Source organism: Streptomyces aureoversilis, assembly GCF_042657885.1.
Lineage (GTDB): Bacteria > Actinomycetota > Actinomycetes > Streptomycetales > Streptomycetaceae > Streptomyces > Streptomyces aureoversilis.
Genome location: NZ_JBHSKJ010000005.1, coordinates 22,995 through 35,708, shown reverse-complemented (window position 1 = coordinate 35,708; position 12,714 = coordinate 22,995). Strand labels below are relative to the sequence as shown.

The following is a 12,714-nucleotide window of genomic DNA, read 5'->3' as shown; positions in this document are numbered from 1 at the left end:
GACGGCCATGGGGTGTATGGGGAATGAAGCGGACAATGCGGTGGGCGGTGGTCCCCGCCGCGGCGCTGGCGGCCGGGCTGGGGCTGTGCGCCGGCCCGGCGCGGGCCGGAGCGGCGCCCCGCGCCGACTACCAGGCCATCGCCCATCCGGTCGTCGGGCAGGTCGGCGAGACCGTCGAGGTCGAGCTGGGGGTCAGGAACGGCGGCCCCGGCCCGGCCGGCGGGCTGCCCGGGCACGGCGCCGGCACGTACGAGGTGACGCCGCCGCCCGGCACGACGATCGTCGCGGCCCCGCACAGCGGCATCCGGCAGCCCTGCGTCGCGAAGCCGGGCCCGTCCGCGGAGCCTGGTTCGTACATCTGTTCCATCGGGGAGAACTTCACCGCCGGGGAGCGGGAGACGCTCGGCTTCCGGGTCCGCATCGACGAGAAGGTCGACGGCGCCGAGGGCCGGGTCCGGATCCTCGACCGCGACGGCGAGCCGTCCGCCGACCCGGACCCCGGCAACGACTCGGCGCCGATCCGCGTCGAGGTCGTGGACCGGATGCCCGCGCCGTACGCCGAACCGGCCACCAACAGCACCCTGCTGCTGGCCACCACCTCCGGCACCGCCGTCTCGGCGGGCGCCATCGCGCTCGGGGTCACCCGCCGCAAGCGGCGCTGACCCCGCGGACGCCCGCGGATTTCCGAGGGTGACCGGCCCGTGCCACGCCGTAAATCTCCAGCTAGGCGAAAATTGTCCGTTTAGCACTTAAAGTCGGCGCATGCCCACGCCCTATGGATCACGCGGCGGCATGGCGTTCAGCGCGGACGAACTGCGCGTGCTGCGCCGAGCCCTCGCCATCGCCCTCCATCCCCACGCCGTCCCCGGGCGCCCCGGCCCCGAGCGCGCCGCGGAGGCGCGCGACTGCCACCGGCTCGCCGCGGCCGTGGACGAGGCCGTGCTGGAGAGCGGAAGGCTGCGCGCCTTCCTCCTCGCCGACCTCGCCCGCTACCGCGCCGCCCTCCCCGGCGCCGCCTCCGGCTACGCCGAGCGCCTCCAGGACGCCCTCGCGGCGGGCTACCGGCCGCGCCCGGAGGACCTCGACGCTCTCCGGGCCCTGTGCTCGACCCCCTCGGCAGGGCCCGCCACGGCCGGCTACCGGGCCCTGCTGCGCCGCTGCGAGCTCGTCGCGGGCCCGGCCGGGCCCGCCGCGGCGGCCGACCGCGTGGCCTGCGCGGTGCCCGCGGCGCGCATCCGGCTGCGCCGCACTCCGCTGCTCGCCCTGCCCGGCGGCCTGCCGCCCACCGCCGACGGCCCGGCGGGCCCCGGACAGAAGCCGGGCCGCAAGCAGCCGGGGGAGAAGCCCCCGGGCAAGCCCGGCACGGATCCCGCCAAGCAGCCGTCCGGGCCGCGCCCGGACCGGCCGATCCCCACGCCGGGCGAGGTCTTCCCGCCCCGGCGCAAGCCCACGCCGCCCCCGGCGGGCGAGGCGCCGCACGCCCGACCCGCCTGAGCGGCCTTCCGGGGCGCGCGTAATCTGGACGGGTCGCTCAATCCGCGCAAGCCAGACCCAGAAGGAGCCGACGGCCATGGACTATGTCGCCGCGCTGGTGCCGCCCGTCGTGATGGCGATCGCCTTCACCGCCCTGGTCGTGACGATCATCAAGAGCCAGGGCGGTGCGAACAAGGCCAAGGAGGACGCCCTGGTCGACGCGGCCCTGGCCCGGGCCGAGGCCGCCCAGCAGGCCGGCAAGGGCAGCGCCGCCTGACACGCCTCCGCGCGGCGCGACGGCCGCCGGACGCGCCCCCGGCGGGCGCGGGTGCTCACGGGCGTACGGTTCGAGACCGCATTTCTCGGCCGTGCGCCCTTTTTGCCGCCCCTTTGCCGCCCCGATAAAGCGTCATTCCAGACATCTCCCACTATTATTCGCGTGTGGTCAGACGCCTGGGTGATCTGGAAGACGCCGTCATGACGCGCGTGTGGGAGTGGAACCGGCCGGTCACTGTTCGAGAAGTGCTGGAAGACCTTCAACAGGAACGGTCCATCGCCTACACCACGGTCATGACCGTAATGGACAACCTGTATCAGAAGGGCTGGCTGCGCAGGGAAGCGGAAGGCCGCGCCTATCGATATGAGGCGGTCTCGAACCGGGCCGCCTACTCAGCCGCACTGATGAACGAAGCGTGGTCCGTGAGCGACAACCCCGCGGCCGCTCTCGTCGCCTTCTTCGGCATGATGTCGGCCGAACAACGCGAAGCCCTGCGGGACGCCATCCGGGTCGTGCAACTCGACGGGCCCGGCGACGGCACCGGGACCCCGGGGCGATAGCGTCCGGGCATGCCCGCGCTATCAAAAGTCGTCACCGTCCGCCGTGCCCGGACCAGCGATGTGCCGGCGCTGCGCCGTCTCATCAACACGTACGTTCGTGACCGCATCCTCCTCGACAAAGCCACCGTCACTCTTTACGAGGACATCCAGGAGTTCTGGGTGGCGGAGCGGGACGAGGACGGCAGTGTCATCGGCTGCGGGGCCCTGCACGTGATGTGGGAAGACCTGGCCGAGGTGCGCACTCTCGCGGTGGACCCGGACGTCAAGGGCGGCGGGGTGGGCCACGCCGTACTGGGCAAGCTGCTGCAGACGGCGCGCTGGCTCGGCGTGCGGCGCATTTTCTGCCTCACCTTCGAAGTGGACTTCTTCGCGAAGCACGGCTTCGTGGAGATCGGTGAGACACCCGTGGACGGTGATGTCTACAGCGAGCTGCTGCGTTCCTATGACGAGGGCGTCGCCGAGTTCCTGGGTCTCGAACGGGTGAAGCCGAACACCCTTGGCAACAGCCGGATGCTTCTGCATCTGTGATCGCGGTCCCTATGTCCGAATCGCGCCCCTATCACATGCCTCCGGAAGGGATGGTTCCCACGCGGAAGGCGGGCTGAACCTTCCCGGGGGGTTTGTGTTTTTCCGGGAAAGGCGGTTTGCTATTCCTCCGTAATCCCATTTTCCACTGAAAGGATTCCCCGTGGCGCAGAAGGTTCAGGTCCTTCTTGTCGATGACCTCGACGGTGGCGAGGCCGACGAGACCGTGACGTTCGCCCTGGACGGGAAGACGTACGAGATCGACCTCACCACGGCCAACGCTGACAAGCTCCGCGGCCTGCTGGAGCCGTACACCCGCAGCGGGCGCCGCACCGGCGGCCGTGCCGCGGGCGCTCGCGGCAAGGTGCGCGCCGCCGCCGCTGCCGGCAGCCCGGACACCGCGAAGATCCGCGCCTGGGCCAAGAAGAACGGCTACAGCGTCAACGACCGCGGCCGCGTGCCCGCCGACATCCGTGAGGCGTACGAGAAGGCCAACGGCTGATCTTCCGCCGGCCCCTGCGAGCGTGCCCTGCGGGCGCGCAGCAACCGGGCCCGGTGGACCTCCGTGGCCGCCGCGCCCACGAGCCGTGCGAGATCGGGGGCGTCCCCCTCGCCCCCGAGGCCGGTCACCGGCAGTGACGGCTCGACCCCGCCCCCGGGGCTCCCCGGTGCGGGAGGCCGTACCCACACGGCCCTCCCCGGCTTGTCCGGCTTTCCCGGGCCGAGCGCCCCGAGGCGCCCGTGGCCCGGGCCGACGGGCACCGGCGCGGCGATCCGCCCGCCCTGCCCCAGCACGGCCAGGTCCAGGGGCACCGCGCCCCACTCCAGCCAGTCGAGCAGCTCCGGCAGCTCGTCCGCGCTGCCCGCGGCGACCAGGAACCACACCCTCCGCGTCCGGACGTCGAGGGCGACGGGACCGGTGCGCACCGGGCGGCCGAGCACGGCGGAGCCGGCGTCCAGGGGAAGGTCCAGGACGTCGAAGCGGAAGCCGGTCAGCAGCTCCAGGGGTGCCGCGCCGGAGGTCGGCCAGCCCAGCTCGTGCTCGTACCACCGACGCGCCTGGCACCATTGATCTGCGGGACCGCCGGGGCGCGGGAGGGCAACGGTCATGTGCGGTGCAACTGTGAAACCGCCAAGAGGTTACTCTGGGTGGGTAGTTGGGCACACTCCGTATAAGGAGTGGGGGGCGCACAGGCGCTCCGGGCGGCGTGAGGGTGTTCGCCCGTAGCGGATGGACGGTGCCCGCGCCGCATGGACTGTCAATCCTTGCGGGTAAGAGGTTCCCCATGGGAAGAGGCGGTGCGACACCGCGCGGAGCGCGTCATCAAGGGTGGCGGCGGGCGATGGGCGGGCGTGTCGGGCCGGGCTCGCGTTCGCCGTCGGCGTAGTGACGGCGAGCGTATATGCCTGGCCTGCGGGAACATCGTCTCCCACCATCGGGTTGGAGGAGATGTCGGCTGTTCGGCAGCAGGTTTCCCCGCCGACGCGGGGTGATCCGGACGGATGTCGGCAGTTGGAATGAGCTGTCCCGTCCCGCGGGACTAGCATGCGGAAGGACAGGGAGGGGACCGACCCCTACTTGCCTGACCGCTCTGAGGAGCGATTAACGATGTTCGAGAGGTTCACCGACCGTGCGCGGCGGGTTGTCGTCCTGGCTCAGGAAGAAGCCCGGATGCTCAACCACAACTACATCGGCACCGAGCACATCCTCCTGGGCCTGATCCACGAGGGTGAGGGTGTCGCCGCTAAGGCCCTGGAGAGCCTCGGGATTTCGCTCGAGGCGGTCCGCCAGCAGGTGGAGGAGATCATCGGCCAGGGCCAGCAGGCCCCGTCCGGGCACATCCCCTTCACCCCCCGTGCGAAGAAGGTCCTGGAGCTCTCGCTCCGCGAGGCCCTTCAGCTCGGCCACAACTACATCGGCACCGAGCACATCCTGCTCGGCCTGATCCGCGAGGGCGAGGGCGTCGCCGCCCAGGTCCTCGTGAAGCTGGGCGCCGATCTCAACCGAGTCCGGCAGCAGGTCATCCAGCTGCTCTCCGGCTACCAGGGCAAGGAAGCCGCCACGGCCGGCGGCCCGGCCGAGGGCACGCCCTCGACCTCGCTCGTCCTGGACCAGTTCGGCCGCAACCTGACGCAGGCCGCCCGCGAATCCAAGCTCGACCCGGTCATCGGGCGCGAGAAGGAGATCGAGCGGGTCATGCAGGTCCTGTCCCGCCGTACGAAGAACAACCCGGTGCTCATCGGCGAGCCCGGCGTCGGCAAGACCGCCGTCGTCGAGGGCCTGGCCCAGGCCATCGTCAAGGGCGAGGTGCCCGAGACCCTCAAGGACAAGCACCTCTACACCCTCGACCTCGGCGCCCTGGTCGCCGGCTCCCGCTACCGCGGTGACTTCGAGGAGCGCCTGAAGAAGGTCCTCAAGGAGATCCGCACCCGCGGCGACATCATCCTGTTCATCGACGAGCTCCACACCCTGGTGGGTGCGGGCGCCGCCGAGGGCGCGATCGACGCCGCCAGCATCCTCAAGCCGATGCTGGCCCGCGGCGAGCTGCAGACCATCGGTGCCACCACGCTCGACGAGTACCGCAAGCACCTGGAGAAGGACGCCGCCCTCGAGCGCCGCTTCCAGCCCATCCAGGTCGCCGAGCCCTCGCTGCCGCACACCATCGAGATCCTCAAGGGTCTGCGCGACCGCTACGAGGCCCACCACCGCGTCTCCATCACGGACGAGGCGCTGGTCCAGGCCGCCACGCTCGCCGACCGCTACATCTCCGACCGCTTCCTGCCGGACAAGGCGATCGACCTGATCGACGAGGCCGGCTCCCGGATGCGCATCCGCCGGATGACCGCGCCGCCGGACCTCCGCGAGTTCGACGAGAAGATCGCCGACGTGCGCCGGGAGAAGGAGTCCGCGATCGACTCGCAGGACTTCGAGAAGGCCGCCTCCCTGCGCGACAAGGAGAAGCAGCTCCTCGCCGCGAAGACCAAGCGGGAGAAGGAGTGGAAGGCCGGCGACATGGACGTCGTCGCCGAGGTCGACGGCGAGCTGATCGCCGAGGTCCTCGCCACGGCCACCGGCATCCCGGTCTTCAAGCTGACGGAGGAGGAGTCCTCCCGTCTGCTGCGCATGGAGGACGAGCTGCACAAGCGCGTCATCGGCCAGAAGGACGCCATCAAGGCGCTCTCCCAGGCCATCCGGCGCACCCGTGCGGGCCTCAAGGACCCCAAGCGCCCGGGCGGATCGTTCATCTTCGCCGGCCCCTCGGGTGTCGGTAAGACCGAGCTGTCCAAGACCCTCGCCGAGTTCCTCTTCGGCGACGAGGACGCCCTGATCTCCCTCGACATGTCGGAGTTCAGCGAGAAGCACACCGTCTCGCGCCTCTTCGGCTCGCCCCCCGGCTACGTGGGCTACGAAGAGGGCGGCCAGCTGACGGAGAAGGTCCGCCGCAAGCCGTTCTCGGTGGTCCTGTTCGACGAGGTCGAGAAGGCCCACCCGGACATCTTCAACTCGCTCCTGCAGATCCTGGAGGACGGTCGCCTGACCGACTCCCAGGGCCGGGTCGTGGACTTCAAGAACACCGTCATCATCATGACGACGAACCTCGGCACCCGGGACATCTCCAAGGGCTTCAACCTGGGCTTCGCCGCCCAGGGCGACGTCAAGACCGGCTACGAGCGCATGAAGGCCAAGGTCAACGAGGAGCTCAAGCAGCACTTCCGGCCCGAGTTCCTCAACCGTGTCGACGACACGGTGGTCTTCCACCAGCTCACCGAGGAAGACATCATCCAGATCGTCGACCTCATGGTCGCCAAGGTGGACGAGCGGCTCAAGGACCGCGACATGGGCATCGAGCTCAGCTCCGAGGCCAAGTCGCTCCTGGCGAAGAAGGGCTACGACCCGATCCTGGGCGCCCGCCCGCTGCGCCGCACGATCCAGCGCGAGATCGAGGACATCCTCTCGGAGAAGATCCTCTTCGGCGAGCTGCGCCCCGGCCACATCGTGGTCGTCGGCACCGAGGGCGAGGGTGAGGAGAAGAAGTTCACCTTCCGCGGCGAGGAGAAGTCGGCCCTGCCGGACACCCCGCCGATCGAGTCGGCTGCGGGCGGGGCGGGTCCGAACCTGTCCAAGGACGCGTAAGCGCTCTTGGCTCAGCTCATTCCGCGACAGCGGGGCGGCCCCGGAACCTCACGGTTCCGGGGCCGCCCCGCTTTTCAGCGCGTTTCAGTGGAGGGCTGCGACGACGTCCCAGCCGAGGGCATGCAGCTCCCTCTCGTTGCGGGCCGGAAGGAGTCTCCTCAGGCCTTTCCACACCTGCTTGTACTGCTCGTCCTCGATGTACCGGGCATTCAGCGCGCAATGGGCCGCCAGTGCGCGCAAGGGCCACTCCGTCTCCCGGTCCGGGGCCTTGTCCGCCGTCGCCGTCAGCCCCGCGATCAGCCGCTGCTCCTCGCTCCGGCTGCAGTGGCCGACGGCCAGCCGGAGCACGTCCTGCCACTGTTCCTCCGCCGCGTGGCGCAGCAATTCGTCCAGGGAGTCGCTCTCCTGGAGTTCCTTCGCCGCCAGGTAGTCCTGGAAGGTGCGGTGAACGAACTGGATCGCATCCGGTGAGCGTTCCTGGAGCAGCCCGCTGCGGTTGAGCAGGTGCGTCAGAACGGCGTGGGCCGTGCCCTGTGCCCGTACGCGGCGCAGGCCCCGCAGGGCATCTTCGAGCCGGCCGACGGCCTGCGCGCGCGTGAGCTCGGCGCGGCCGTTGCGGACCAGCCAGAGGGCGATGCGCTGCAACAGCTGACGGCCTTCGTCCGCCGTGAGTTCAATGCCTTCCGGCTGATGAATGCGGCGGTGGATGTCGCGGGACGCCAGCATCAGGTTCAGCGCGGCGCTGTAGAGGTCCCAGCGGGTCTCCGGGAGGAATCCGTTGCGCTGCCGGTGCAGGGCGCAGATGACGGCGCACAGCAGTGGTGTCCGCGCCAGATCGCGGAGTACGTCGTTGCGCCGGAATTCCCGGTCGAGCTCCTGTTCGAGCGCATCAAGTCGTTTGCGCTGGCGTTTCGCCCAGTACTCGTCCGCGTATCTGTCGCATTCCAGCCGGGCGGCCCTGTGCCACGCGCCGGTGAACGACTGGATGTCCTCGTCGCCCAGGGGGAGCAGCCGGAGCTCTTCGAAGCCCTCCTGCTCCAGCCAGTCGCTGCCGACGGCCAGGGGGCGCACGGTGACCAGGCAGCGCGTTCGCGGATACATCCGCAGGAGCCCGGCGAGCCACTTGCGGGCCAGCTCGCGGTCGGCCTGCGGGATCTCGTCCATCCCGTCCACCAGGAGCAGCCCGCGGCCCGCGTCCAGGACGCGCCCCGCCCAGCCGTCGGGCGGTCTGTCGACCGGCAGGCGGGCGATCTTGGGGAGCTGGGACGGGGTGGGAGAGGTGATGCCCCGGGCGGCGAGGCTGCGCATGGGGACCACGAAGGGGATCAGCCCGTCGAGCTCGGCCAGCTGCGCGGGCAGGGTGCGGCACACGGCGTGGGAGGCCAGCCACCACACGAGGGTCGTCTTGCCCGCGCCCGCCTCGCCCCGCAGGACGGTCCGGGGGCGCGAGCCGAGGAGGTCCTCGATCCGCCCCCGGGGCTCCGGCGTGCCCGGCCGCGCCGCGGACGAGGACTGGGCCTCCAGGCTCAGGTAGGCCGTGTCCAGGTCCCAGTCGCCCGAGCTCAGCTCGTCCAGGCCGAAGATCTCCAGCCTGCTGTACGCGGCCTTGACCGCTTTCGCGTACGCGGGCTCGTAGGCCAGGTCCTCGGGATAGGCGGAGGAGATCTCCTCGAACTCCGGCGGGTCGGGCCAGTGCTCCAGCAGGGCCTTCCGGAAGCCGGGGTCGTCGATCACGGCGGTCAGCGGCACCGACTCGATGGACGAGTGCTGCCAGCCCAGCGGGTCCCCGCTCGCGATGCCGATCAGCAGCGGGCCCGCGAACACCGGCCCGCCCGACAGGCCGGCCCAGGGCGAGCCGTCCGGGACGGGCGCCGGGGGATGGTGGTCGGCGTGCAGGACGTACCGGCCGCGCATCCGGCCCGACAGGGGCATCAGGGTGCCGGGGATCTGTGCGGCCTCCAGCTCGCCGGGCCCGTACCGCTGGACCTGGGGGAAGCCCAGGACCTGGCAGCGCGGCATGGGCTGCCAGCCGGCGCACTTGCCCCACCGCAGCGGCGGTGGGAGCCCGCGGAGCGGCGCGAGCCTGAGGGGCAGCACGGGCCTTCGTGCCACGAGGAGCGCCACGTCGCACGCATCCGGGTCGCCCGACCAGGCGACGTCACAGGGAACGGGCCCGTAGCCGCCCGGTGCGGCGACCTCGACCCCGTCACCGGGCTCGAACAAATGTGCGCTCGTCAGCACCAGCTCCGGCGTCAGCAGCACCCCGCTGCCCTGCCGCGCGCCCAGCACCGCCACCAGCCGGTCCTCGACCGACGGGATCGGCGTTCTCGCCCGGCCATCCACCGCTACTGCCCGGAGGACCCGAACCGCGACACCCCGCCCGGCCGCTCGTTGCCCACGCGCCAGCTGCCGCCCGTGCGCGTGTCCCTCGGCGTCAGGGTGAAGGAGACCTTGTGGGTACGGGTCGAGCCGCGCGACGCCTCCGCGTCCGCGCTGACCACCCAGGCCTTCACCCCGCCCGAGCCCTTGGCGTCCTTGCGGATCTCGACGGTGAACTCCATGGCGATCTCGCCCACGTCGAAGGCCAGGTCCTGGCCCGCGCCCCGGGCCGCCGCCGAGGTCAGACCCTCCCGCACCGCCTGGACGGCATCCGCCAGCTCCACTTCCTCGAACCCGCTGCTCATCGCTGCTCCACCCCCGGTCCCGGCGGCCGCTGCGCTGCGTGCGCGGCCGCTGACGGGGAGCGTACCGCCGCGGCCGGGACTTTGGTCCCGGAACCGGGGAGGCCGAATGTCCTTCGGCGGTGACACCTGCCATAGGGCGTGGGTCACGTACTAAGGGAATTAGCAGTCGGACCGCCCCACATTTCCCCGGAAAAACACAGGGAATCCCTGGTCAGGGCGGCATGAATTACCTCCCCGTCGCTACGGCATTCGTTAGTAGAGGCCGTCCTTGGCAGCCCGGCGAAAGCGGGTTACCAAGGTATGGCGATCCCGGTCCGCAGCCGGGACCTGTTTATGCCTGGAGGTTTATCCGTATGTCGAAGCGCACCGCTTTCCGTAACCCGAGCAAGACCGTTCTCCGTACCCGCGTCGCCGTCGTGGCAGCCGGCCTGGGAGCCTCGGTCGCGCTGGGTTCCGGGGTCGCGCTCGCAGCCGACACCACCGCCTCGGTGAGCGAGTTCCCGGCCTTCGCGTCCCTCGCGATGCTGGACGACTCGCTGCACAAGCAGGCCGAGACGCAGCTGAAGGTGGCGGAGAAGGAGAAGCGGAACGCCGAGGAGGCCAAGCGGAACGCCGAGCAGGCCAAGCGGGACGCGGCCAAGCGCGCCGAGGAGGCCCGCAAGCAGGCCGAGGCCTCCCGTAACCGCGCCGACGCCTGGGTCGCCCCCCTGGCCGAGTACCAGGTCGGCCAGCCGTTCGGCAAGGCCGGCAAGATGTGGGCCGCCAAGCACAGCGGCCAGGACCTGGTCGTCGGCAGCGGCACGCCCGTCATGTCCGTCCACGGCGGCACCGTCGTCAAGGCCGGCCCGAACGGTGGCGGCGACGGCCCCGCGTACGGCAACGCCATCGTGATCAAGCACGACGACAACACGTACTCCCAGTACGCCCACCTCTCGCAGGTGAAGGTCTCGGTCGGCCAGAGCGTCAGCACCGGCCAGGTCATCGGCCTGTCGGGCTCCACCGGCAATTCGTCCGGCCCCCACCTGCACTTCGAGATCCGCACCACCCCGAACTACGGCTCCGCCGTCGAGCCGGTCGGCTTCCTGAAGGCCCACGGCGGGTCCCTCTGATCCATCGGATCCACCTGATCCATCGGATCCACCCGGAGCCGGTGCACCGCGACACGCGGTGCACCGGCTCCTGCTTTTACGGTGGTAATGCAGCGCAAAAGCCGGTGATCGGAGCGCGTCATGATCAAGGGAATTGCCATCACCACCGTCTGGGTCCTCGACCAGGACCGGGCGAAGGATTTCTACACGGAGAAGCTCGGCCTCAAGGTCCGCACCGATATGACCATGGGCGGCGAGGAGGGAATGCGCTGGCTCACGGTGGGTGCCGAGGACCAGCCGGACGTCGAGCTGACGCTGATGGTCCCCGGCCCGCCCGGGCTCGACCCCGAGTCGGCGGAGGCCATGAAGAAGCTGGTGTCCAAGGGCGCGCTGGGTGCGGGGGTGCTGAGCACCGACGACATCCACCGCGACTACGAGACGCTCAAGGCCAGGGGCGTGGAGTTCCTGCAGGAGCCCCAGGAGCGGCCGTACGGCACGGAGGCGATCCTGCGCGACGACTCCGGCAACTGGTTCTCGCTGACGCAGCGCAACGAGCAGCTGGACCTCGACAAGGCCTGGGGCGAGTGCGTCGACCCGATGTGACGCCGCCGACGCCCGTGACGCGCTCGTGAGGCCCGGCGGGCGCGCTAGTCCGGCACCTGGATGATCGGGAACGTCCCCGTGCTCGTCGGCGCCGACTCCGGCAGCCACAGCACCGCGATGGCCCCCGTGCCGCCCTCGACCTCCGGGTCGGCGTTGCGGAAGGACAGGCGTGCGCCCAGCACCCGGGCCTGTCCGGCGGCGATGGTCAGGCCCAGGCCGTGGCCCTTGCCCGCACGGTCCTTGCTGCCCGTGCGGAACCGGCTCGGCCCGTCCTGGAGCAGCTCCTCGGGGAAGCCGGGCCCGTGGTCGCGCACGCGCAGGACGCGCCCCTCGACGGTGACGTCGAACGGGGCCTTGCCGTGCTTGGCGGCATTGGCCAGGAGGTTGCCGATGATGCGCTCCAGGCGGCGCGGGTCCGTGGAGACGTAGGCGTCGCGGGCGACCCGTACGCGGGCCCGGGGCTCGAACGTGCGGACCCGGCGCTCGACGAACTCGCCCAGCAGGATCTCCTGCATCTCGGCGCGCTCGGCGAAGCCGTCCAGCCGGGCGACCTCCAGGACGTCCTCGACGAGCGTGCGCATGGCCTGGGCGCGGTCGCGGACGAGCTCGGTGGGCCGGCCCGGCGGCAGCAGCTCGGCGGCGGTGAGCAGGCCGGTGACGGGGGTGCGCAGCTCGTGGGCGATGTCGGCGGTGACGCGCCGCTCGGCCTCCAGGCGGCGCTGGAGCGCCTCGGCCATGCCGTCGACGGCGCGGGCCAGGTCGTCGGTCTCGTCGCGGACGCGGCCGCCGATGGCCTCCCGCACGCGCACCTCGGAGTCGCCGTCGGCGAGCTTGCGGGCGGCCGTCGCGGCCTTGCGCAGCCGGCGGGAGAGCTGGTCGCCGATGAGGATGCCGAGCGCGCAGCCGCCGAGCACGACGGAGACCGAGCCGATGATCAGCGCCTTGTCGAGCGCGTCGATGATGGAGAACCGGTCCTTGAACCGGGTGTGGATCGAGAGGATCTTGCCGTTGCGGACCGGCACCGAGGCCCAGACCTCGGGCGAGCCCTTGCCGCCGGAGTCCTGCAGGAACGTGGCGCGCTGGCCGATGGCGGCGGCGTCGCGCAGCGGCTTGGGCAGCGTGGGATCGTCGAGCTTGGCGTGCAGCATCAGCCGGCCGGTGTTCTCGTAGTACCGCTGGGCGATCTGTACGCGCTCGTCCATGACGTCGCGGCTGTTGTCGAGCATCGACAGGCGGGCGGCGTTGTGCACGACGAGGCTGAGCGCCACCGCGACCAGCGCGCTGACGCCCGCGATGGCGAGGCTGACCTTCCAGCGCAGACCGGAGCGGAGGGCGAGCTTCACCACGAGCCGGTCTCCGCCGGGCGGAT

13 protein-coding genes are annotated in these 12,714 nt (G+C 71.1%); 9 read left to right on the top strand and 4 right to left on the bottom strand.

Annotation, left to right across the window (positions count from 1 at the left end):
* The first annotated feature begins 23 nt into the window (after nt 1–23).
* From ACFPP6_RS10150 to ACFPP6_RS10125, 6 genes are all read left to right on the top strand, one after another.
* Nucleotides 24–662, top strand: coding sequence for a hypothetical protein (locus ACFPP6_RS10150; RefSeq protein WP_382039305.1), 639 nt, complete (start codon nt 24–26; stop codon nt 660–662).
* Between the two features lie 100 nt (nt 663–762).
* The gene (locus ACFPP6_RS10145) at nt 763–1,494 is read left to right on the top strand and encodes a hypothetical protein (RefSeq protein WP_382039303.1); all 732 of its coding nucleotides are present in this window, start codon (nt 763–765) and stop codon (nt 1,492–1,494) included.
* 76 nt (nt 1,495–1,570) lie between these two features.
* Nucleotides 1,571–1,750, top strand: coding sequence for a hypothetical protein (locus ACFPP6_RS10140; RefSeq protein WP_168095598.1), 180 nt, complete (start codon nt 1,571–1,573; stop codon nt 1,748–1,750).
* Nucleotides 1,751–1,914: 164 nt separating this feature from the next.
* Nucleotides 1,915–2,310 carry a BlaI/MecI/CopY family transcriptional regulator gene (locus tag ACFPP6_RS10135; RefSeq protein ID WP_382039301.1) on the top strand — a complete coding sequence of 132 codons (396 nt, stop codon included), beginning with the start codon at nt 1,915–1,917 and terminating at the stop codon, nt 2,308–2,310.
* Between the two features lie 9 nt (nt 2,311–2,319).
* Entirely contained in the window at nt 2,320–2,838 is a 519-nt protein-coding gene (locus ACFPP6_RS10130; protein ID WP_058045638.1) for an amino-acid N-acetyltransferase, read from the top strand.
* Between the two features lie 160 nt (nt 2,839–2,998).
* The gene (locus ACFPP6_RS10125) at nt 2,999–3,337 is read left to right on the top strand and encodes a histone-like nucleoid-structuring protein Lsr2 (RefSeq protein ID WP_058045639.1); all 339 of its coding nucleotides are present in this window, start codon (nt 2,999–3,001) and stop codon (nt 3,335–3,337) included.
* Here the strand turns inward: ACFPP6_RS10125 and ACFPP6_RS10120 are convergent.
* Complete coding sequence (locus ACFPP6_RS10120) at nt 3,268–3,945, bottom strand: SCO3374 family protein (RefSeq protein WP_382039299.1); 678 nt, start codon at nt 3,943–3,945, stop codon at nt 3,268–3,270. The genes ACFPP6_RS10125 and ACFPP6_RS10120 overlap by 70 nt on opposite strands.
* A 499-nt stretch (nt 3,946–4,444) precedes the next feature.
* Here ACFPP6_RS10120 and ACFPP6_RS10115 point away from each other — a divergent pair, with 499 nt between their 5' ends.
* A complete protein-coding gene (locus ACFPP6_RS10115; RefSeq protein ID WP_058045641.1) occupies nt 4,445–6,970 on the top strand; it encodes an ATP-dependent Clp protease ATP-binding subunit in 2,526 nt (841 codons plus the stop codon).
* Between the two features lie 84 nt (nt 6,971–7,054).
* Here the strand turns inward: ACFPP6_RS10115 and ACFPP6_RS10110 are convergent, their stop codons facing one another.
* Together ACFPP6_RS10110 and ACFPP6_RS10105 are read right to left on the bottom strand one after the other, a co-directional pair.
* A complete protein-coding gene (locus tag ACFPP6_RS10110; protein WP_382039297.1) occupies nt 7,055–9,265 on the bottom strand; it encodes an NACHT domain-containing protein in 2,211 nt (736 codons plus the stop codon).
* Between the two features lie 50 nt (nt 9,266–9,315).
* The gene (locus ACFPP6_RS10105) at nt 9,316–9,654 is read right to left on the bottom strand and encodes a trypco2 family protein (RefSeq protein WP_058045643.1); all 339 of its coding nucleotides are present in this window, start codon (nt 9,652–9,654) and stop codon (nt 9,316–9,318) included.
* A gap of 353 nt (nt 9,655–10,007) precedes the next feature.
* Here ACFPP6_RS10105 and ACFPP6_RS10100 point away from each other — a divergent pair, with 353 nt between their 5' ends.
* Both ACFPP6_RS10100 and ACFPP6_RS10095 read left to right on the top strand, forming a co-directional pair.
* Entirely contained in the window at nt 10,008–10,763 is a 756-nt protein-coding gene (locus ACFPP6_RS10100; protein ID WP_382039294.1) for a M23 family metallopeptidase, read from the top strand.
* Between the two features lie 120 nt (nt 10,764–10,883).
* Nucleotides 10,884–11,345, top strand: a complete 462-nt coding sequence (locus ACFPP6_RS10095; protein ID WP_382039292.1) for a VOC family protein — start codon at nt 10,884–10,886, stop codon at nt 11,343–11,345.
* A gap of 44 nt (nt 11,346–11,389) precedes the next feature.
* Here the strand turns inward: ACFPP6_RS10095 and cseC are convergent, their stop codons facing one another.
* Nucleotides 11,390–12,691, bottom strand: a complete 1,302-nt coding sequence (gene cseC / locus ACFPP6_RS10090; RefSeq protein ID WP_382039290.1) for a two-component system sensor histidine kinase CseC — start codon at nt 12,689–12,691, stop codon at nt 11,390–11,392.
* Nucleotides 12,692–12,714 lie beyond the last annotated feature (23 nt).

Coding starts and splice junctions, on each gene's coding strand:
- ACFPP6_RS10150 (WP_382039305.1), top strand. CDS start 24: ATGAAGCGGACAATGCGGTGGGCGGTGGTCCCCGCCGCGGCGCTGGCG.
- ACFPP6_RS10120 (WP_382039299.1), bottom strand. CDS start 3,945: ATGACCGTTGCCCTCCCGCGCCCCGGCGGTCCCGCAGATCAATGGTGC.
- ACFPP6_RS10100 (WP_382039294.1), top strand. CDS start 10,008: ATGTCGAAGCGCACCGCTTTCCGTAACCCGAGCAAGACCGTTCTCCGT.
- ACFPP6_RS10095 (WP_382039292.1), top strand. CDS start 10,884: ATGATCAAGGGAATTGCCATCACCACCGTCTGGGTCCTCGACCAGGAC.
- ACFPP6_RS10105 (WP_058045643.1), bottom strand. CDS start 9,654: ATGAGCAGCGGGTTCGAGGAAGTGGAGCTGGCGGATGCCGTCCAGGCG.
- ACFPP6_RS10145 (WP_382039303.1), top strand. CDS start 763: ATGCCCACGCCCTATGGATCACGCGGCGGCATGGCGTTCAGCGCGGAC.
- ACFPP6_RS10115 (WP_058045641.1), top strand. CDS start 4,445: ATGTTCGAGAGGTTCACCGACCGTGCGCGGCGGGTTGTCGTCCTGGCT.
- ACFPP6_RS10130 (WP_058045638.1), top strand. CDS start 2,320: ATGCCCGCGCTATCAAAAGTCGTCACCGTCCGCCGTGCCCGGACCAGC.
- ACFPP6_RS10140 (WP_168095598.1), top strand. CDS start 1,571: ATGGACTATGTCGCCGCGCTGGTGCCGCCCGTCGTGATGGCGATCGCC.